Consider the following 19,990-nt stretch of genomic DNA (forward strand, 5'->3'; position numbering starts at 1 on the left):
ACAGCCGTGGCCTTCAACTCAACGCGCAACGTGATGCCGCACTACATGGAGAGTTTTTTATGCCAATGAACACCTTTGCGTTTCATCTTTCCCCACGGGGCAAACTGCGCTGGGCGATTGCCAGCCTGTTTCTGGTCGCTCATCTGCCGGGCGCCATGGCCGGCGGTGTGGTGGTTGCGCCCGGCCCCGGCGGCACCGCGCAACTGCACACCCAGGGCGGCGTCCCGATCGTCAACATCGTCGCGCCCAACGGCTCAGGCCTGTCGCATAACCAGTTCCTCGACTACAACGTCGACCGTCAGGGACTGGTGCTGAACAACGCCCTTCAGGCCGGGCAATCGCAGCTCGCCGGGCAACTGGCGGCCAACCCGCAATTGCAGGGCCAGGCCGCGAGCGTGATCCTCAACGAAGTGATCAGCCGCAACCCGACGGCCATCAACGGCGCCCAGGAAATCTTTGGTCGCGCCGCCGACTACGTGCTCGCCAACCCGAACGGCATTTCGGTGAACGGCGGCAGTTTCATCAACACGCCGAACGCCAATCTGCTGGTCGGCCGTCCCGAGCTGAACGACGGCAAGCTGCAAGCGCTGAGCACCCGCGACGCCACCGGTCAGCTGCAGATCCAGAGTGGCGGGCTGCGCAACGGTGAAGGCTCGATCAACCTGATCGCGCCGCGCATCGACAGCCAGGGCGCAATCAGCGCTCGCGATCAACTGAATCTCACCGTCGGGCGCAATCAGGTCGACTACGCCAGCGGCCAGGTGAAAGCCGTGGACCCGGCGGGCAACACCACCGATCAGCGGATCGACGCCAGCCTGTTCGGCGCGATGCAGGCCGGGCGCATCAACATCGTCAGCACCGCAGAAGGCGCGGGCGTGAAAGTGGGCGCGGTGCAAGTCGCCGGACGTGACGGCGTGCAGATTCGTTCGGCGGGCGACTTGAGCGTCAGTGGTCAGGCGATTCCCGACAGCCTCGACGTGACCCGTGCCGGCATTCGCAGCAGCCAGGGCGACGTCGGCCTGCACAGCGGCAAGGACCTGACGCTGGCCGCCACCGATGTCAGCGGTCGCGACGTGAAGGTCGAGGCCAAACGCAACCTGACCCTGACCACCGTCGAAAGCCGCAAGCTCCAGGAGCAGCGCGAGAACTGGAACAACAGCACCATCGGCATCACCTGGGAAACCTACGAACGCACCAGGACCGACAGTGATTCGCGCCAGCACGGCAGCCAGATCGTCGCCAGCCGCGACGCGCAACTCTCGTCCGGCAAAGACACCGAACTGAAAGCCGCCAAGGTCGAAGCGAAGAACAACCTCAGCGTGCAAAGCGGCGGCGATCTGCGCCTGACCGCCGCCACTGAAAGCCACACCCGGACTGATCAGGGCAAGCACCGCAAACACCTGTGGAAAGCCGATTGGGACAGCAGCAGCGAAGAGCAGCGCAGCGTCACCAGCCAGTTGAAGGCCGGCAACATCGCCCTGCAGACCGCTGCACTGTTGCGCGCCGAAGGCGCCGAGCTGAACAGCGCCGGCGATCTGCGACTGGCCGGCAAACAAGTGGAAATCACCACCGCGACCCGCACCCATCGCAGCAGCGACAATCGCTACTCCGGTGATCTGGTCGGCGGCGGTTTCTTCGGCAAGACCGGCGACGCCGACAAGGGCCAGACCCAGCATCAGGGCAGTAAGATCAACGCGGCCGGCAAACTGGTGGTCAAGGCTGACGACGTGCGCATCAGCGCCAGCCAGGTGCGCGGCGGCCAGGATGCCAGCGTGATCAGCGACAACGGTTCGCTGACCATCGACGGTGTGCAGGACACCTCGCACAGCAACAACCACGACAAGGACAGCAAGTTCTTCGGCATCACCAAGGACGAGTCCCGGCAGAACAGCAAGGACAGCACCACGGTGCGCAGCGAGCTCGCTTCCGACAGCAACCTCAAGCTCAAGAGCGCCAAGGACATCGAAGTCGCCGGTTCCACGGTCAAGGCTGGCGGCGCGCTGGTGGCCGATGCTGCGGGCGATGTAAATGTGCATTCGACGCAGAACACCCACGACAGCAGCAAGAGCACGCAGACTCGTGGTTTCGACGCCTACGCCAAGGAGCAGACGGCGGAGCAATATCGCGCCGGCGTGCATTACGCAGACAAGGCGCAAACCGTCACCGCCAACGACGTCACGCAGCAGGGTTCCAGCCTCAGCGGCGGCAGCGTGCAAGTGAACGCGGGCGGCGATCTGACGCTGAAGGGCGCCGAGGTGAAATCCACCGCCGGCGACACCACCCTGAGCGGCAAGAACGTCTCGCTGCTGGCCGAGCAGGACAGCCACAGCACCTCGACCGAAACCCGCAGCACCGGCGGCGGTTTCTACTACACCGGCGGCCTCGACCGCGCGGGCAGCGGTGTGGATTTCTCGCACAGCACTTCGCAGGACTCCACCGGCAAAACCATTGCGCAAACCACCGGCGTGCAGAGCAGCGGCAGCCTGAACATCAACGCTGACAAACTCGCCACCGAAGGCGCGCAACTGAAGTCCGGCAACGGTCTGAACGTCGCTGCCAACGAAGTCGACAACCGTGCTGCGAGCAACACCGAACGCAGCACCCACAGCGAGAGCAACTGGTCGGCGGACATCGGCGCCAACGTCGAGTACAAAGACATCGCCCGGCCGATTGCCGGCGCGGTGAAAGACGTGCTCGCCGGCAAAGTGCCGGACAAGGACGCACTGGCCAATCTCGGCCAGCCGAACGTCGGGATCGACGTGGCGGTCGGCCATGCCAGCGCCGATAAAACCGAGCAGGGCAGCAACGCCGTGGTCAGCCGGTTCGACGGCCAGACCTTGGACGTGAAGGTCGGCGGCACGCTGCACGACCAGGGCACCCAGTACAACGCCAGCGCCGGCCAAGTGAACATCAGCGCCGACAAACTGGTGGCCGATGCCGCGAACAACACCCACAGCAGCACCGACAACTCGGTGGATGCCAAGGTCGATGTGCGCGTCTACACCAAGACCGGCGAAGACGTGAACGTGGCCGGCAGCGGCGCGGGTGGCAACAGCCAGTCGAGCAAGGACAGCTCCATCGCGGTGGTTGGCGGTTACGCTGGCAATCAGGGTGTGAACATCCATGTCGGCGGCGATGCGCGGTTCGAAGGCAGCCGTTTCGATGGCGGGCAGGGCGGTGTCAGCGTCAAGACCGGCGGGGATCTGGCACTGAATCAGGCCAACGACCGCCAGAGCAGCGACGGCTCCAGCCTGCGCGGCAACGGTTCGCTGACCGTCGGCACCTTGCCGGGCACCGACGGCACCAATGTCGATCTCGGCGCCGGGTTCCAGCTCGATCACAAAGGCAACCAGACCGCCGACAGCCAGGCGCACGTCGCCAGCCTCAGCGGCAACGGCCCGGTGCAATTGAGCAGCGGCGGCAATCAGGTGCAGCAGGGCACGAAGATCGACAGCGCTGGTGCTATCGACCTCAAAGCTGACGGCAAGCTCGACCTGCAAGCGGCCACGGATTCGCACGTCGCCACCGGCAGCAATCTCGGCGGCGGCCTGAAGGCCGGCGGCAGCAAGACCAGCAGCGAGAAGAGCCGCGATCAGGGCGGCAACCTCAGCGGCAATTTCAACCTCGGTCGGGTCAACGAGAACACCCAGACCCTCAACGGTGGCCAGCTCAACAGCCAGAACGGCATAGCGTTGAGCGGCGATTCGGTGCACCTGCAAGGCACTCAGGTCAGCGCGCCAAACGTCAGCATCGACGCGCAGAAGGGCGGTTTCGTTCAGGAGTCCGCGCAGTCCACCGACGACCGCAACAACTGGAATGTGGCGTTGAACGCCGGTGGCAATCTGAGCAAAAGCACACCGACCGCCGCCGATGAAAAAGTCAGCAGCGATCACGGCTTCAATGCCGGGGCCAAGGTCGGCGTGGATTACCTGCAAGGCACCACCCGGCAGAACAGCCAGATCAAGGCTGACACGGTGGTGTTGAACAGCGCCGGTGATGCGAGCCTGAGCGGTGCGCGGATTGATGCGCGCAATGTCAGCGGCAACGTGGCCGGTGATCTGTCGGTCGAAAGCCGTCAGGACTCCAGCACTCACGCCAAGGTTGACGTGGATCTGGGCCTGACCGCCAAGAAGACCCCGGCCGACGACAAGGGCAAACTGGCTGGCACCGACTACAAGCCAACGCTGAAAGTCGACGGCGAATACGCGCACAAGGACAGCGTCAAACAGGCTTCCGGTATCAGCGCTGGTCAGGGTGTGAATCTCACCGTTGGCGGCGCTACGCAGCTGACCGGTGCGCGGATTTCTGCAACTGAAGGCGGGGTCGATCTGGGTGGTTCGAAGGTCAACAGCAGCGACCTGAGCAACCGCGACTACGGCGTGAAAGCCGGGCTGGATCTGCCACACAAAACCGAAGAAAACGCACCGAAGGTGTCCCTTGAAAACGGCAATCTGAAAGTCGGGCCGGTGACCCTGAGTGGTCATTTCGACAGCCATGTAACTCAAGCGGGTATATAGACGAAAGAAGCTGACGTCGCCTCCCGAGTGCGTGTGAGCGAGCGGGTTTGCTCACACGCACTCGGGGCAGGCGTTGCATAAACGTGCCTTCTCGAGAGAAAGCATTCACCCGTTTGGATTACAACACCACGGATTTGGATTCAGATACCGTTGTTTGTGTAAACCCGACTAGTTTCGAAAGAATCTCCAGTTTCTCCAGCATTTCCTTTTTGGGTGGATGGCTGCTATCAAGTCTGTTTTTCAGTAGTGTTTCGATACTCTGTTTGATGAGCTTGCAAGATTTGCTGTTTTTTCGAAAGTGACGCATTGCTGACCAGGTAGCTATCAGTGCATCCGGCTTCATTGAGTCGATTATTTCAGTGAGTTTGTTCGAGGAGTGAAGTTCTTGAATAAACGTGTTGCACTCCTGGTTGCGAGTGTCAGCGTAGTATTCCATGATCAAAGAAAACTGGGCTTTGGTGTAACGATTCGGTTTTTTGATATTGTCTTCGGAAAAAATAAAGTCAATGGACTGTTTGATCAGTTTTTCGGTTTCGAAAGTTCGAGTATTGCTGATTATCAGCTGACGTAATGACTGGATTTTCTTTGTTGCAAAGGCAATTGCAATCACGGACTTGGTGTCATTTTTTAGCGTTAATTCCAGTAATATTGGTCGCTGCAGCCATTGTTTCATGATCTTGTTGTTTGATTTGCGAAGGTTGTTGAGAAACGGTGTCGTCAAGTTTTCATTACCAAGCTCGGCCCGTAAGAGTTTGAATAGCTCAGGGGCCAGGCGCTGAATGGTGTTCAATGTGTTTTCAGCTGGGTGAGGGTCGACAGAACTCAAACGAATCGCCATGGCGGTCGCATTCTGCTTCGATGTCATCGCGGGAACAATCCAGTCAAGGACCTTTTTTCCATGTTTTTCTGCATGAACCAAAAGTGTCCCCAGAGATTTGGCCGAGGAAAGTTGGCAGGCCATTGAAAAGCGATTGGAAGAGTTGCTTTGCTCCAGCTTGTCCCAACAGGCCTTGGTCAATTCAGGACGGTCGGCAACGAAGGTTAGATAGCTAGGAATGCCTTTCAGGAAGTTGGTGTTGCTATCTATGTATCGGTTGATGCGTTCAGGCAGAATATCCCAAAATCCGATCTCGACTTCGGCTTCTCGGTACATGCTGGCAATGGGCGTGACATAGTTGGGAGAGAAGTCTTTTGAGAAGTTCCAGAGTTTGCTGTCGATATTGCGCAGAACGCTGGCTGCAATTCCTTTCTGACTGGAGTCCAACCGCTCTCGATCAAGTTGCCGGCGTACCCAGAAGCTGGCTTGAAAGGGATCGCGCTCAAATGTTTCTTCAAGCAATAGAGTTGGGTTTTCGTCGAGTGCTTCAAGTATTAATTTGCCCAGCTTGTCGTGGGCTATTTTGTAACGGATATAAGCGCCATCTTTTGTTGAGGTTTTTGTTATCAGTCCCAAATTTAAAAGTTTATCACTGGGTTGAGTCGGTAGACTCATTTCAGATGTGACCATTTCATACGTCGCCAGCGTTGCAATGGTTGCCAGGTTTTTTCGCTCTTCCAGTGAGCAGTGACTGATGTAGTTTTTATTGATGAAGTCACGAGTTCCTTTCAGACTCAATTCTGGGCGCATCCCACCAATGATGTATTCTTTTTCGTTTATCAAGGCCATGCAGAACGTTAGTATGTCTGGCGCGAATAGAATCCATTGACTCAGATCAGCCTTGTCAGGTTTGTAGAAGTTTGAAGATTGTGTGATTCGCTTGCAGATAAATTTATACGCAGACTCGATGTCTGAGGTTTCCAGGGATATAGGGATTATCGCGTTCTTCAGTTGTTTTCCATCGGGTAGTGTGTGACTTGTTTTAGCGGGTGTCGTGTGGCTGATCATGAGCAGCTTCGGTTTGTTTTCAGCACGATAAAATGAATTTTCGATTTGGGCGAGTGGGCGGGGGTTCAATAAGTGAGTGTTGTCGATGATAAATAATGTATTTTCGTCGCCAAATACTTTCACCAGGGTGGTAATGCTTTCGACCAAGGCGGAAGGATCCGGTGTGTCCCGGAAGTCAACGTACATCGCCGTTCTGTTTTCATAGTTTGCCCATTGATGGGCGGCCGCAAACGCCAGAGTGGTCTTTCCTACACCAGAACGTCCTGAAATGCATGTGATTGGATGATTTTCCAAGCACTTTTTTACCTTGTTGAGTCGTCGCTTGTACACAATTTGTTTGTTTTTATATTCGTCTCGCGAAGGCTCCATTTCCGAATAAGGTAACAGGTCAATATTTTCGAAAGGCGTGACGCTGACCGGAAGATTCAGGGAGTAGAGTATTTTGGCAAAGCGCGTTTGTCGAAGCTCGCTAACGAGTTGATTCATGAAGAAGAATCGAATGCCTTCGTTCGGAATTCCCAGTTTCTGAAGTTCTTGTCTGAAGTATTCAACGTCAGGTTTTGTAGTTGTTGGGTTAGCATTAGCTTGTGGTCGTGTGGGGTCTGCATCTTGCATCGTGAAAAACGCGATTTCGGCGACACCGGGAGATGGCAGACTTTTCAGTTTTTCGAGATCTTCTGCTAAATGCGTACGCCAGTCCCCTACTGTGGCTTCTACAACAAGAAGGCGCCCATCAGGCAATCTGGCGTATGCGTCCGGATAGCCTTTGATCGTTTGATCATTGTCTTTTCGCCCCTGTGGAATAAGGCTGGTGTATTGCCCTGCGAATTTAATGCACATGAACATTTCTGCCAGTCGTTGAAATGTTCCTGGAGAAGGACGGGTTCTTTCTATAGCCGCTCTGATTTCGTACTCGCTAGCCACGATTGTCATACACATAGTCCCTGATGCGATGGGGGCGTTTTGCCTTGAATGCGCTACACGCTAACGGAAACGGTGCCGCGCGTCCTTCAATCTTTCTCTCAGTTTTGCGAGGTCACAGGTCCGAAAGTTCGTGAAAGACTCGTGGTTCCCCATTGTCTTGTATTAATAGGAAGCATTACCATTCATGCCCCTTTCCTCAGCACGCCGCAATGATCCCCATGCTGCCCCGCAGACCCGGCTTTCTCGAGCATTACGAAGAGTTGATCGGCACCTGGACCCGTCGCCTGCGCAATCGCTCGCAGGCCGAGGATCTGGCGCACGACACTTTTGTGCGGGTGCTCGAATCCGATTCGTCGGCGGTGCAGCAACCCCGGGCGTATTTGCACCAGACCGCGCGCAACATCGCGGTCGACGGCTATCGGCGTGAGGACCGGCGGGGCGCCATGGAGTCGGAGGCGATCGATCTCAGTGAGGCGCCGACCGGCGACCCGGAGCATTACATGCATGCGATCCAGCTGGCCGATTCCATCGAACGCGCGCTCACGGAGCTTCCGGTCAACTGCCGACGGATTTTCGTCTGGCAGAAGATCGAAGGCCTGACCCAGGCGGAAATCGCCGAACGCCTGGGCCTGTCCAAGAACATGGTGGAAAAGTATATGATCCGCACCCTGCGGCATCTGCGTGATCGCCTGGACGGGGCGCAATCATGAGCCGTGGCGTCTTTTCATCCCCAGCCAAACAGGACATTCCATGATGGATACTCGTGATTGCGCGTGCGGGCAAACAACGGTGCGCGATGACGCGGCACGCTGGTTTGTGCGTTTGCAGGAGCCGGCCGTCAGCGTCGACGAACAGCAGCGCTTCGACGCGTGGCTGGAGGAACATCCGCAGCACCGTGACGAATTCCAGTTGCTGCAAGGCTTGTGGACGGCCGCAGATCTGCTGCCGGTGCCACGGCTCAAGGCCTTGTGCGAAACCCCGCCGACGCGACGCGAACGCCGTCAGTTGTTGCGTTACGCCGTGGCGGCCAGCGTGGTCGCGGTGGCGCTCGGGCTCGGCCTGTTCAGCGGTCTGAATCACCCGCAAGGTTACAGCGCCGAGTTCGCCACGGCGCTGGGTGAGCGCAAGCATGTCGCGCTGCCGGATGGTTCGGTGATCGACCTTAACAGCCGCAGTCGTTTGCAGGTGCGTTTCGAGAAGGATCGGCGGCTCATCGAGCTGACCGAAGGTGAAGCGATGTTCAGCGTCGAGCACGACACGTCCCGCCCGTTCGTGGTCGAGGCCGGCAGCGGCAAGGTCACGGTCACTGGCACCCGCTTCGATGTGCGCCGCGACGTAACTCAGACCCGGGTCGCCGTTGAGCAGGGCACGGTCAGGGTACAGGGCCGTGATGCGGCCGATGCCGATTTCATCAGTCTCACCGCCGGCCTCGGCACGCGGATCGATGCCCAAGGCAAAGTGGCGCCAGCTTATGCGGTCAACCCGGCGGAGCTGACGGCCTGGCGCAGCGGCAAACTGGTGTTCAACAACGCCAGCCTCAGCGAAGTCGCCGAGGAAGTGTCGCGTTATCGCGACAAGCCGCTGAAAGTCGCCAACTCCGCCGTGGCCAATTTGCGCCTGACCAGCGTGTTCAAATCCGACAACACCGATGCCTTGCTCAAGGCCTTGCCGAACATCCTTCCGGTGGCCGTGCGCACCCTTGCCGACGGCAGCCAGGAAATAATTTCAAAATAAAATTCAGGTTTTTTTCGAGTTCGTCGTCTTCCTGTTCAACTGCAACTGGTTTGCATTAACAGCCGCACACTCTTGCGATCCACAGGACTCCGTTCGACGTGAAAAACTCCACCGCCAAAAACAATAAATCTCCTTGGTTGCCGCTGGCGCTCGCGCTGGCGGTCAACGCCGCCATGCCGATGGCCTTCGCCGCCGAAGCCATTCACATCCGCGCCCAGCCGCTGGGTCAGGCCCTGAGCGAACTGGGCCAGCAAACGTCGTTGCAGGTGTTTTTCAGCCCGGACCTGGTCGCCGGCAAACAGGCGCCGGCGGTGGACGGTAACCTTTCTCCGGAGCAGGCCCTGCGCCAATTGCTGCAAGGCAGCGGTCTGGATTACCAGATCAATGAAGGTTCGGTGACGCTGTCGCCGGCCCCGACTTCCGCTGCCAACGGCCCGCTGGAACTGGGCGTGACCGACATCAAGGTGGTCGGCGACTGGCTCGGCGACGCCGACGCCGCCGTGGTGCAGAACCACCCCGGCGCGCGCACGGTGATTCGCCGTGAAGCGATGGTCGAGCAGGGCGCGATGAACGTCGGCGACGTACTGCGCCGTGTGCCGGGTGTGCAGGTGCAGGAAGCCAACGGCACTGGCGGCAGCGATATTTCGCTGAACGTCGGCGTACGGGGTTTGACGTCGCGCCTGTCGCCACGCTCCACCGTATTGATCGACGGCGTGCCGGCCGCGTTTGCGCCGTACGGCCAGCCACAACTGTCGATGGCGCCGATTTCGTCCGGCAACCTCGACAGCATCGACGTGGTCCGTGGTGCCGGCTCCGTGCGTTACGGGCCGCAGAACGTCGGCGGCGTGATCAACTTCGTGACCCGCGCGATCCCGGAAAAAACCACCGGTGAAATCGGCACCACCCTGGAAACCTCCCAGCACGGTGGCTGGAAACACATCGATACCGCGTTTCTCGGCGGCACCGCCGACAACGGCATCGGCATGGCACTGTTGTACTCGGGCGTCAACGGCAACGGTTACCGCGAGCGCAACAACGGCAACGACATCGACGACGTGATCCTCAAGACCCACTGGGCGCCGACCGATCAGGACGATTTCAGCCTCAACTTCCACTACTACGACGCCAGCGCCGACATGCCCGGCGGCCTGACGCAGAAACAGTACGACGACAAACCGTTCCAGTCCGACCGCGACTACGACGGCTTCAGTGGCCGCCGCAAGGACGTGTCGTTCAAGTGGATCCGGCAGATCGACGAGCGCACCCAGGCGGAAGTGCTGACCTACTATTCCGACAGCTTTCGCGGCAGCACCATCGCCGCCCGCGATCAGAAAACCCTCAGCTCGTTCCCGCGTTCCTATTACACGCTGGGCATCGAGCCGCGTGTTTCGCGTGTGTTCGACGTCGGCCCGACCACTCAGGAAGTCAGCGTCGGTTACCGTTATCTGAAAGAAGCGATGCACGAGCAATCAAGCCGTCTGGCGCTGGTCAACAATGTGCCGGTGGTCACCAAGACCTCCGACGGTCATGTGTTCCAGGATCGCACCGGTGGCACCGAGGCCAACTCGGTCTACATCGACAACAAGATCGACGTCGGCAACTGGACCGTGACCCCGGGCATTCGCTTCGAGCACATCAGCACTGACTGGCATGATCGCGCTGTGCTCGACACCGCCGGCAAACGCGTGCCGGAGAAAAACCGCAGCATCGAAAGCAACGAGCCGCTGCCGGCCCTGAGCGTGATGTATCACCTGTCCGATGCGTGGAAGCTGTTCGCCAACTACGAGACGTCGTTCGGCAGCCTTCAGTACTTTCAGCTCGGCCAGGGCGGCTCGGGTGACCAGACCGCCAACGGTCTGGAGCCGGAGAAAGCCAAGACCTACGAAATCGGCACGCGCTACAACGATGACGTGTGGGGCGGGGAAGTGACGCTGTTCTACATCGACTTCGACGACGAACTGCAATACATCAGCAACGACGTGGGCTGGACCAACCTCGGCGCAACCAAGCACCAGGGTATCGAAGCGTCGGTGCACTACGACATGGCGGCGCTCGATCCACGCCTGGATGGCCTGACCGCCAACGCCGGTTTCACTTACACCCGCGCGACCTACGAAGGCGAGATCCCGGGCTTCAAGGGCCGCGACCTGCCGTTCTACTCGCGTCAGGTGGCGACCGTCGGCCTGCGTTACGACATCAACCGCTGGACCTACAACATCGACGGCTTCGCCCAGTCCAAACAGCGCTCGCCGGGCACCGGCGTGAATGCTGATGGCAGCTTCAATGGCAATTACATCACCGAAGGCACGGCGGACGGGCAGTACGGCGACATTCCGGGTTACGTGACCTGGAACGTGCGCGGCGGCTATGACTTCGGTTCGCAGCTGTCGAACCTGAAGCTCGGCGCCGGGGTGAAGAACATCTTCGACAAGCAGTACTTCACCCGCTCCAGCGACAACAACTCGGGGATCTACGTGGGCACGCCGCGGACGTTCTTCGTGCAGGCCAGCGTCGGTTTCTGATAGACCGAGGTGGCTTCATCGCGGGCAAGTCGAATCGTCGAACCGCAGCTCCCACAGGGATCGTTTGTATCTTGTGGGAGCGGGTTCGCTTCGGGGGCGTTCAGATGATGTTTTTCAGACTTTGAGCGCTTTGCCGCCAATCGCCACCGCCACCAGCAACGTCGCCATCAACCCGAAGGCAAAACTCAGGCTGCTGGCGTGGGCGACAAACCCGATCACCGCCGGGCCTGCGAGAATCCCTGCATAACCCAGTGTGGTGATTGCCGGTACGGCGATGCTTTCCGGCATCACCGTCTGCTTGCCCACCGCCGTGTACAGCACCGGCACGATGTTCGAACACCCGGCGCCGACCAGCGCATAACCCAGCAGCGCGGCTTGCCAGCTCGGGGCGAAGGTCGCCAGAAACAATCCCGCCGCCGCCAGCAGACCGCCAAACAGAATGATCCGGGTTGCGCCCAATGCCCGGACGATCCGGTCACCGGTCAAGCGGCCGGCCGTCATGGTCAAAGCGAACGCTGCGTAACCCAGCCCCGCATAGGCGGTGTCGATCCCGCGTTCCTGGGCCAGGAACACCGCGCTCCAGTCCAGCGCCGCGCCTTCGGTGAGGAACACGATGAAGCACATGCCGCCGATGAACAGCACGATCCCGTGGGGCACCGCGAACGCCGGCCCCGAGCTTTCACTGCCGTAAGGCAGCATGTGCGGCACGGCTTTGAACAGCGCCGCAATCAGCACTACAACCACCACCAGCATCGCCGCCAGTGGCGACAGCCCGAGACCGAGCAGGGCGCTCACGCCCGCCGCGCCGACGATCCCGCCGAGGCTGAACAGGCCGTGAAACCCCGACATCATGTTCTTGCCGCTGGCGCGCTCGACGATCACCGCTTGCAGGTTCACTGTCGAATCCACCGTGCCGAGCCCGGCGCCGAACATGAACAGCGTGGCGATCAACGCCGGAATCGACGACACCGTCGCCAGCAACGGCAATGCTGCACAGATCAGCAGCGTGCCGCCGGTGGCCACCTTCCGGCAGCCAAACCGCGTGGCCAGAATCCCCGCCAGCGGCATCGCCAGAATCGAACCGACACCCAGGCACAGCAACAGCAACCCCAGCGTCCCCTCATCGAGACCGGCGCGCGCCTTGGCGTAGGGCACCAACGGCGCCCACGCGGCGATGCCGAGCCCGGCAATGAAGAAGGCGATGCGCGTGGACATCTGTTGCAGACGTCCGGGGGCGAGGGGCGGCGGGGTGTTGATGGCAGTCATGAAGCGTCCTTGGTCTTGCGGTCAATGGCGTGATGCAGGGCAACATCGTTGCACATCAGTCCATGGGCCGCGACCTTGAGTTCCCGTTTCGGCTGATCGGTGACAGCGTTTCACTGCTCGCGGATGCTTCGCGTCAACTTCAAAAAGCGCGGGACAACCGCTTCGGGCGGTGGCACCAGATCTTTCAGGCCGTCGGTGCCTTTCTGGAAAGTGAACATCTGCGCTGCGATCAGCGGGCTCGCCAGACCGCCGACATGGGCGATGGCGAACCAGGCGCGATCCTGTTCGGTGGTTTCCGGACGAGGGTCCAGACGCCAGCCTTCGAGGGTGGTCATGCGATCGCCGATGTAGAACTTCTCCATGATCTTCGACTTTTTCCAGATTTCGGCGTCGTAGCCGGGGCGGTAGTCGGTGTCGTAGGTGCCGTCGGTGGGTTTGGCGTGGTTGCCGAGTGAGGCGTTGATCAGGCTCATGATGACGTTGGGCGTGCTGGTGAAGCGCAGGCTGTTCTTGACGTTGAAACCGGTTTTGCCGTCGTCATGGATAAAGCCGTAAGGCATACAGACGCCGGGGCCTTCGGGTACTTCATAGAGGTCGCGGGCTTCGAAGCGGGCGGCGAGATCCTTGATCCTTTGCGCGGAGTTCTCGGCGGGTTTGTTCATGTTGAAGTAGAACACCCGGTTGTTGCGCCAGAGCAGGAATTCGTAGGGCGTTTCTTTGCTGCCCAGGACATAGGAGTCGGGGATGCCTAGATCGTGTTCGTAATTTTTTACTTTGGGTATTTGCTCTTCCAGTTTTTTTATTCGTTCCTCCTGCTTTTTCACCTCGTCATGGGAATAGTTCATCTCCTTGATCGATACCAAAAGGTCCTTGTTGGTTTCAAGCTTGTCCTCGAGGCGCTTTTTGTAGAGTTCGGTTTCGTGAACGATGGCGTTGCGTTGTCTCTCAAAATTTTCACGTGTCGTGGCATCGCTGACTCTGATGGTGAGTTCGTCGAAGTCATAACTAACGTAGTCGCCCACCGCATGCACATTCTTGGAAAATACGTGTCCTCCTGCACCTTTCATGTTGCTACGTTCGATAGCAAACGTTGCCCACTCGAATGCTTCCGGTGACTCGAATCTGGTACGTCCCAGACATTCGTGCAGGGCAGGCTCAGCAAGGGCTGATTGGGTGCCCAGCAACAAGCCGGCGAAGGTGGCGATGATTCGTGTCATGAACTGTGCTCATTTCGATTGGACGTTTCGCTCACACTTGCGATGTGTACGTCGCTCTTTCTGTCTTCGTTGTGAGCGATGATCGTCAGGTTCAATCCTGAGTCATTGTTCTCACCTTTCGTCCAGCCGATTGGTAGGGCAGTAATGAATCCCTTGATGCCCATGGGAGCGGAATAGGTTTTCACCCCAGTCCATGTCTTGCTCTCCCAAAATCCCTCTTCATGTGGCAAACAGTCTGCCAGTTTTCCACCACGTTTATGATCATCTGGGGAGCGATATGTCCACGTTGGCCAGATTGATGCTGGCATGTCCCCGGCAGGTTCAGACGCTGTCGTTGGATCAACAAGTATTTGCACCTGACTGATGTTCTGAGGAATGAAGTTGAATGACTGCTCGTAAGCTTCCGAATTATTCTTCGCGCGCTTCTGAATATCTCGCCAAGTTTTTTCTGCAGCCGGCTGATCGAGAACTTCGTCCGAAACAGTAAAGTGAGCCACAGGGCCATTTTGCTTCGCCTGACTCATTCCGAAGTGCTTCTTCCACAAATCCTTGCGCAATTTATTGATTATCTTCCCTACCTTCTGGTTGTGCTTGCCGTCCAGCTTGGCTTCAGTCGATTCGCTATCGCGCACAATGACTGCCAGCTCAGAGTCACGTGTCCCGCATTGACTGCGGTCATTGATATTGGCGCTGCCGAGAATCGCCACCCGATCATCCGCAATCAACAACTTGCTGTGCACGTAGATCTGTTCAGTGACCACGCGGTCGCCAAGCGTATCCCAAGTGCGTAGGTTGAGCAGGGTCAAATATTTTGACCAGTCCTGCTGTACGTAAACGGGATCTCCATTCGTATCCACCCGCTCAATAATCTTCCCGGCCTCTTCCTTGCTCGCCCCGCGATCCATCATGTCCTTTATCGCCATGTGCCGTTGAATGCGTTTGACCAGACTCTGTTCGCCAAACACCAGACTTTGCATGGTCAGGTGAACCTGGTGCATAAGGTTCAGCACGTTCAGCGCACCTTCCGGATGCACCGGCAAAATCAGGTACACGTGAAAAGGACGGTTTTCGGCAATCGCCCGACCGATGCGGTCGGCCAGCGCTTTGCCGATGGTGTTGGTGAGCTTCTGTTCTTTCCCCAGTTTCTGAGTCAGCCAGCCCTGTGCGTTGGTCTGCCAGATCATGAGGAAACTTTTGAGAAAGGTGCGGGCCTCTTCACCGGGTTCCTTGCTGATGGCGTTGACTTCTTTCCAGTCGATCCGGGTGAAGTCCTGGTCCTCCATCGCTTCACGCAGTTTGATCCGGGCGACGAAATTCTCGTTCAAGGTAGACGGGTCTCGCAGGCTGGCCATCGGGCCGGACAGTGGCCGACCTTCTGCCAGTTCGCCCTCGTCACCGAAGTCGGTCTGGAAGAACTGGTTCTCGATGTAGATGAAGTGCTGGGCACTGGAAATGGTCTGCAGCATGGCGCGCAGGCAGTTGTCCTGGACGCCGCCCACGTTGAAACCCTCGGGCAGCGGCAGGTTGACCCTGGCCATGTCTCGACCCTTGGCTTCCTGAGTGGTCATCGCGGCTGAAGCGCTGCGCAACACTTGCACGCTGACTCCGCCTTGCGCTGTCTGCGGTGGCGTCGGCAGGGTCGGGGCCTGATCGATCCAGACCGGTTTGGGCATGGGCAGCTTCAGGTTGATCTGATTGTTGAGATCCAGGTGATGGGGCAGGCCGGCGTCCCTGACCAGCGTGTTGACCCACTCCATCAGGGCGACGATGACGGTGGTTTTTTCCAGGCTCTTGATCTCGGCGATGTAAGCCTGTTGGCCGTTCCAGCGGTCGATGAAATTGCGCGACAGGTCGTACACCGATGGCCCCTCGATGCGGCTGTGAACGTCTTGCCACGGCATGCGCGGCTGGTCCTTGTCCAGCCGGCTGTAATCTGCCGAAGCCAGTGGCTGCGGTTGGTGTTTGAGATATTCAAAGGGCTCCCGGTGATTGGCCACGCGGTCTTGCAGCAATGCGTAAAAGTGCCCGAGCAATGAAGTGGTCAATTGGCCGATGTTGTTAAGCCAGCCCATTTTCTCTGCGGGCATGGCGTCGTAACCCTTGTCGCAGAACATCGCGACAAGGCGGCCGAGATCGGTCGAGTTCGTCCAGTTGTTGATCAGCTCGTAACTCTTCAGACGCAGCGAAGCCTGCAAATTGCCGGCGCTGGTTTCGACTTCGCGAATCCACACTTGAGCCTGGCCTTTGAGCGGTTCGGCAAGCGGCAGGCGCGTCCAGTTGTGTTTGATCAGCGCGGTGATATTGCGGATGGCCGCGTCGGTCAGATACTCCCTGGGCCTGGCCAAAGGATCGATGGAGGACACGGACTCCTTCAGGCTTTTGCCGGCCTTCATTGCCCGGTCCAGAACGGGCAGGGGGGGACTTGCGAAGAAGTTCTGAATCGCCGCGACGGCGTTGATCACGCTGGCGCGACGGGGCAACGCCAGTTTGATGTTGGTGTTTTCTGTGCCGATGGTCGTTTCGGCCAGCGGTTTGGACAGGTCGAACAGCGTGCCCAACAGCAGGCCGGCTCGACTGACGTGCTTGTTCATGTCCATCCAGCCCAGGTGCGGAATCCCAGGGTTATACGCATCGTTACCCTGGCGGTCGACGGCGCTGAGGCTGAAGTTGTTGTCATCCCGACGACCGTAGGCCAGGTCGATACCGCCGACATAGCCGATCTTGTTGTCGATCACCACGCACTTTTGGTGATGGGAAAATGTCGAGCCCAGGCCCTTCATGTCGCTTTGCTGGATGGCCGGGGTGCAGAAGGCGCGCGGCACTTTCAGCCCGGCGTTGAGCTGGAAAACCGCCAGCATGGTTTCGAAGTCATGGGTGCCGACGCTTGCCGCCGGGCTCAGCCACGGCATGACAAACACTTTCAGTGTCGGGTGCGCCTGGAGGGCGTTGTACAAGCACTCCCACAAGGTCTGCTTGCCGTCCAGGGTCACATCGTAGTTGACCTGCCAGCCCGTGATGAAAATCGAGGTTTCGGCCTTGGCGATTTTCTTGGCCAGATCCTTGTAGTAATCCTCGCCAGTGGTGAAAAAACGTACCTGGTTGCCACTGCGCTTGGGCGCAAAGGCGGACTTGTCCTGAATGAAAAAGTCCGGCGCATTCACGGCGGGCAGGGCTTTACCGGCGGCCGTGTTGATCTGGCTGACTTCCTTGTGGCGAACGCCGTTGTAGGGGGTAGCGGAATCCGTCATGGTCATTCGTCCGTGCTGTGCAGGCGGCTGTACAAGTCGCCGTCGGTGAGCAAGTCCTGCTTGCTGCGTTCGTTGCTGGCGGCGTTGATGGTGCGGTGGTGAGTGCTGTCATGGAAGTCAAGGGCAGCCAAGGCGAAGCGCTCCTTGTCCGCATCCGCCGGTTCGTCATGCAGGGCCACTGGCACGCGTTGCCCTGGATAGCACAGCCACAACGGGCCGGCTTCGGCATAGGCTTTGGAGAGTTTCAGGCGTTGCGGTTCGTCGATATTGACGCGTCCGTTCTCGTCGGTCTGACCTTCGAGCAACGGCTCATCCACGCCGTCCTGGACGATCTGCCACAGGGTGTGGGCCAGCGGGAAACCTTCATCGCCGGGCACATCGGTCAGGGTAATGTCGAAGAAGTATTCCCGTGGCTCGGGCTTGGTCGGCAATACGCCCGGTTGCGCGGGCGCCATGAGATTGCCGGCCTTGGCCGACGGTGCTGGGATCGGCAACAGCGGCTTCAGGATCGCAATCCCGGAACCCGTTCCCGCCGAGCCACCTGCGTTGATCTTCACCACCGGCCCGACCACCGTGATGCCACCGCCATCGAGTTTGATGAAGCTGCCGCCCGCCTGGAGAGTCAGTTCGCTGCCGGCCTCGATGACCATTTTGTCCCCGGCCTTGAGGTGGATTTCCTTGCCAGCGCTGGTCAACTGAGCGGTGCCGAGTTTGATGTGCTGGTCCTGGTTAACGGTCAGGTGATCGCTGGCTTTCACTTCCACTTTGCGATCGGAAATCGTAGTGCGGTGTTCTTCAGCCTTGAGCTCGGTGTAACTGTTCTTAACCACGGTGTCATGACGTTCATTGCCGACCCGAATCTTCTGATCGTGCTCAACGTTTTCATCCCAATCCCGCTGGGCGTGGATGAAGATTTGTTCGGCGCCTTTTTTGTCTTCGATGCGCAGTTCGTTGTAGCCACCGCCGCCCGGGGAGCTGAGGGTTTTGAAGACGCTGCGGGTTTTGTTCGCCGGCAAGGCGTACGGCACCGGGTTTTCCTTGTGGTACAGGCAGCCGGTGACGAGGGGCTGGTCGGGGTCGCCTTCGAGGAAGGTGACGAGGACTTCCATGCCGATGCGCGGGATGGAGATGGCGCCGTAGCGGTCGCCGGCCCAGGAGCTGGAGACGCGCAGCCAGCAGCTGGTCTTGTCGTCGGCCAGGCCTTCGCGGTCCCAGTGGAATTGCACCTTGATGCGGCCGTACTGGTCGCAGTGGATTTCTTCGCCTTTGGGGCCGGTGACCATGGCGGTCTGGCTGCCGAGCACGCGGGGCTTCGGGTGTTCGAGGGCCGGGCGGTAGAACACGTCCCACGGGGTGGCGAGGAAGCGGTTGCGGTAGCCCTGGTGGAAGTCGTCCTTGTTGTCGGTGGTGTCGCTGGTGACCGACTCTTCGAGGACTTGCGGCTGTTTGCCTTCGTGGAAGATTTCGGTGAGCAGCCACAGGTCGTTCCACTCGCTGCGCGGGTGGTCGGACATTTCCATGAAGTGGCCGCTGACCAGTCTGGTCTGGTCGCCGCGACCCTCGGCCTGACGGTAGTCGGCGCGATGACGTTCGAGGGCGCGCTGGCTGAGGAACTTGCCGCGGGCGCGGTCGATGAAGCGGCCGGGGTAGTCGTAGTCTTCCAGATCCGGTTCAGCGTCTTTGCTATCGAGAGCGCCGTCCGGTTTGTACGCCGCCTCCATTTGCAGGCGCGGTTTCTCGAAATCGTAGTCGCGGCGGGTGGTGCGGCTGGTGCGGGTTTCCAGGCGCAGCTTGAAGCCTTTGATCACCGGTTCTTCGGCGACCATGCCACTGCCCTGCACATACGCGGTCGGCTGGCCGAGATTCGGGAACACGGTCTGGTCATCGCCGAACACCAGCAGATGGCCCTTCTTGCTGTGCTGAAAGTGGTAGTGAATCCCCTCTTCTTCGCACAGACGCTGGACGAAGTGCAGGTCGGTTTCGTCGTACTGCACGCAGTAGTCGCGATCCGGGCACGGCTGGCTGAGCTGGAAGCTGTAGGCGTTGCCCTTGATGCCGTGCTCGTCGAGGATCAGCGCGATGATTTTCGGCGCCGACATCTGCTGGTAGATGCGCTGGTTGGTGCGGTGATGCAGGTATTGCAGCTGCGGCACCAGCGAAACCTTGTAACGGGTCAGGCGCTTGCCGGCATCGCCCTGGGCGACTCGGTAAATCTGGCCATGAATGCCCGAGCCTTGTGGATCGAACGCCAGGAAGGCTTGCTTGTGCAGCAGTTGTTCGAGGTCCAGATCCGGTTTTTCGCTGACCAGTTCCAGGTCGAAACGGAACGGCTGGCTGATGCCTTCGGTGCCGGTGAACGACAGGACTTGCAGGTCGCCCACCTGCCCGCCTTGAGAGCCGTCGACCGTCAGGCTGAAGTGCGTTTCGTTGGCTGGACTGAACATTTGACGCTCCTTGAGGTGAAACGAAATCTCCTGAAAGTTCTAACCTCGGCGAAAGCCTGATCCAGAACCGAGTCGGATCATAAAGGCTTAAAGTTGCGCAAAAAGTTGCGCACATGCCCGGAAAGCCACGGTTCATATGGTCTTCTTGAAGTTGCTACTAAATGTTTCGTGGCGAAGTGATATCGCTTTTGCTGATATTTCCACGTGATTGACGATCCCGTCAGGCGATACAG

Annotated in this window: 9 protein-coding genes; 4 read left to right on the forward strand and 5 right to left on the reverse strand. The window is 59.0% G+C overall.

All coding sequences use genetic code 11. From position 1 onward, the window contains the following. Positions 1 to 59: 59 nt before the first annotated feature. Positions 60 to 4,517, forward strand: coding sequence for a hemagglutinin repeat-containing protein (locus CAG25_RS20805; RefSeq protein WP_085613172.1), 4,458 nt, complete (start codon positions 60 to 62; stop codon positions 4,515 to 4,517). Positions 4,518 to 4,635: 118 nt separating this feature from the next. Here the strand turns inward: CAG25_RS20805 and CAG25_RS20810 are convergent, their stop codons facing one another. Beyond that, positions 4,636 to 7,335 carry a hypothetical protein gene (locus CAG25_RS20810; protein ID WP_143492984.1) on the reverse strand — a complete coding sequence of 900 codons (2,700 nt, stop codon included), beginning with the start codon at positions 7,333 to 7,335 and terminating at the stop codon, positions 4,636 to 4,638. 200 nt (positions 7,336 to 7,535) lie between these two features. Between CAG25_RS20810 and CAG25_RS20815 the strand changes: the two genes are divergently transcribed. The 3 genes from CAG25_RS20815 (at position 7,536) to CAG25_RS20825 (ending at position 11,582) form a co-directional block, all read left to right on the forward strand. Next, positions 7,536 to 8,036 (forward strand): sigma-70 family RNA polymerase sigma factor, encoded by a 501-nt coding sequence (locus tag CAG25_RS20815; RefSeq protein WP_085613174.1) that lies wholly within the window; start codon positions 7,536 to 7,538, stop codon positions 8,034 to 8,036. A 40-nt stretch (positions 8,037 to 8,076) separates the two neighbouring features. After that, positions 8,077 to 9,060, forward strand: a complete 984-nt coding sequence (locus CAG25_RS20820; protein ID WP_085613175.1) for a FecR family protein — start codon at positions 8,077 to 8,079, stop codon at positions 9,058 to 9,060. A gap of 98 nt (positions 9,061 to 9,158) precedes the next feature. Continuing rightward, on the forward strand, positions 9,159 to 11,582 hold the full coding sequence (locus CAG25_RS20825) for a TonB-dependent receptor (protein ID WP_085613176.1): 2,424 nt from the start codon (positions 9,159 to 9,161) through the stop codon (positions 11,580 to 11,582). A 114-nt stretch (positions 11,583 to 11,696) separates the two neighbouring features. Here the strand turns inward: CAG25_RS20825 and CAG25_RS20830 are convergent, their stop codons facing one another. From CAG25_RS20830 to tssI, 4 genes are all read right to left on the reverse strand, one after another. Further along, entirely contained in the window at positions 11,697 to 12,848 is a 1,152-nt protein-coding gene (locus CAG25_RS20830; RefSeq protein ID WP_085613177.1) for an MFS transporter, read from the reverse strand. A 110-nt stretch (positions 12,849 to 12,958) separates the two neighbouring features. Further along, the gene (locus tag CAG25_RS28910) at positions 12,959 to 14,065 is read right to left on the reverse strand and encodes a hypothetical protein (protein WP_085613178.1); all 1,107 of its coding nucleotides are present in this window, start codon (positions 14,063 to 14,065) and stop codon (positions 12,959 to 12,961) included. Beyond that, the gene (locus CAG25_RS20840) at positions 14,062 to 17,319 is read right to left on the reverse strand and encodes a phospholipase D-like domain-containing protein (RefSeq protein ID WP_085613179.1); all 3,258 of its coding nucleotides are present in this window, start codon (positions 17,317 to 17,319) and stop codon (positions 14,062 to 14,064) included. Before CAG25_RS20840 ends, CAG25_RS28910 begins: the two co-directional genes overlap by 4 nt. Further along, positions 17,316 to 19,757 (reverse strand): type VI secretion system tip protein VgrG, encoded by a 2,442-nt coding sequence (gene tssI, locus CAG25_RS20845; RefSeq protein ID WP_085690987.1) that lies wholly within the window; start codon positions 19,755 to 19,757, stop codon positions 17,316 to 17,318. Before tssI ends, CAG25_RS20840 begins: the two co-directional genes overlap by 4 nt. Between the last annotated feature and the right edge of the window lie 233 nt (positions 19,758 to 19,990).

The organism is Pseudomonas sp. B16(2017) (assembly GCF_002113205.1).
Classification (GTDB): Bacteria; Pseudomonadota; Gammaproteobacteria; order Pseudomonadales; family Pseudomonadaceae; genus Aquipseudomonas; species Aquipseudomonas pharyngis.

What these genes read in the sequence shown, in the direction of transcription:
- CAG25_RS20840 (WP_085613179.1), bottom strand. Translation starts at nt 17,319, where the DNA reads ATGACCATGACGGATTCCGCTACCCCCTACAACGGCGTTCGCCACAAG.
- CAG25_RS20830 (WP_085613177.1), bottom strand. Translation starts at nt 12,848, where the DNA reads ATGACTGCCATCAACACCCCGCCGCCCCTCGCCCCCGGACGTCTGCAA.
- CAG25_RS20815 (WP_085613174.1), top strand. Translation starts at nt 7,536, where the DNA reads ATGATCCCCATGCTGCCCCGCAGACCCGGCTTTCTCGAGCATTACGAA.
- CAG25_RS20810 (WP_143492984.1), bottom strand. Translation starts at nt 7,335, where the DNA reads ATGACAATCGTGGCTAGCGAGTACGAAATCAGAGCGGCTATAGAAAGA.
- CAG25_RS28910 (WP_085613178.1), bottom strand. Translation starts at nt 14,065, where the DNA reads ATGACACGAATCATCGCCACCTTCGCCGGCTTGTTGCTGGGCACCCAA.
- tssI (WP_085690987.1), bottom strand. Translation starts at nt 19,757, where the DNA reads ATGTTCAGTCCAGCCAACGAAACGCACTTCAGCCTGACGGTCGACGGC.
- CAG25_RS20805 (WP_085613172.1), top strand. Translation starts at nt 60, where the DNA reads ATGCCAATGAACACCTTTGCGTTTCATCTTTCCCCACGGGGCAAACTG.
- CAG25_RS20820 (WP_085613175.1), top strand. Translation starts at nt 8,077, where the DNA reads ATGATGGATACTCGTGATTGCGCGTGCGGGCAAACAACGGTGCGCGAT.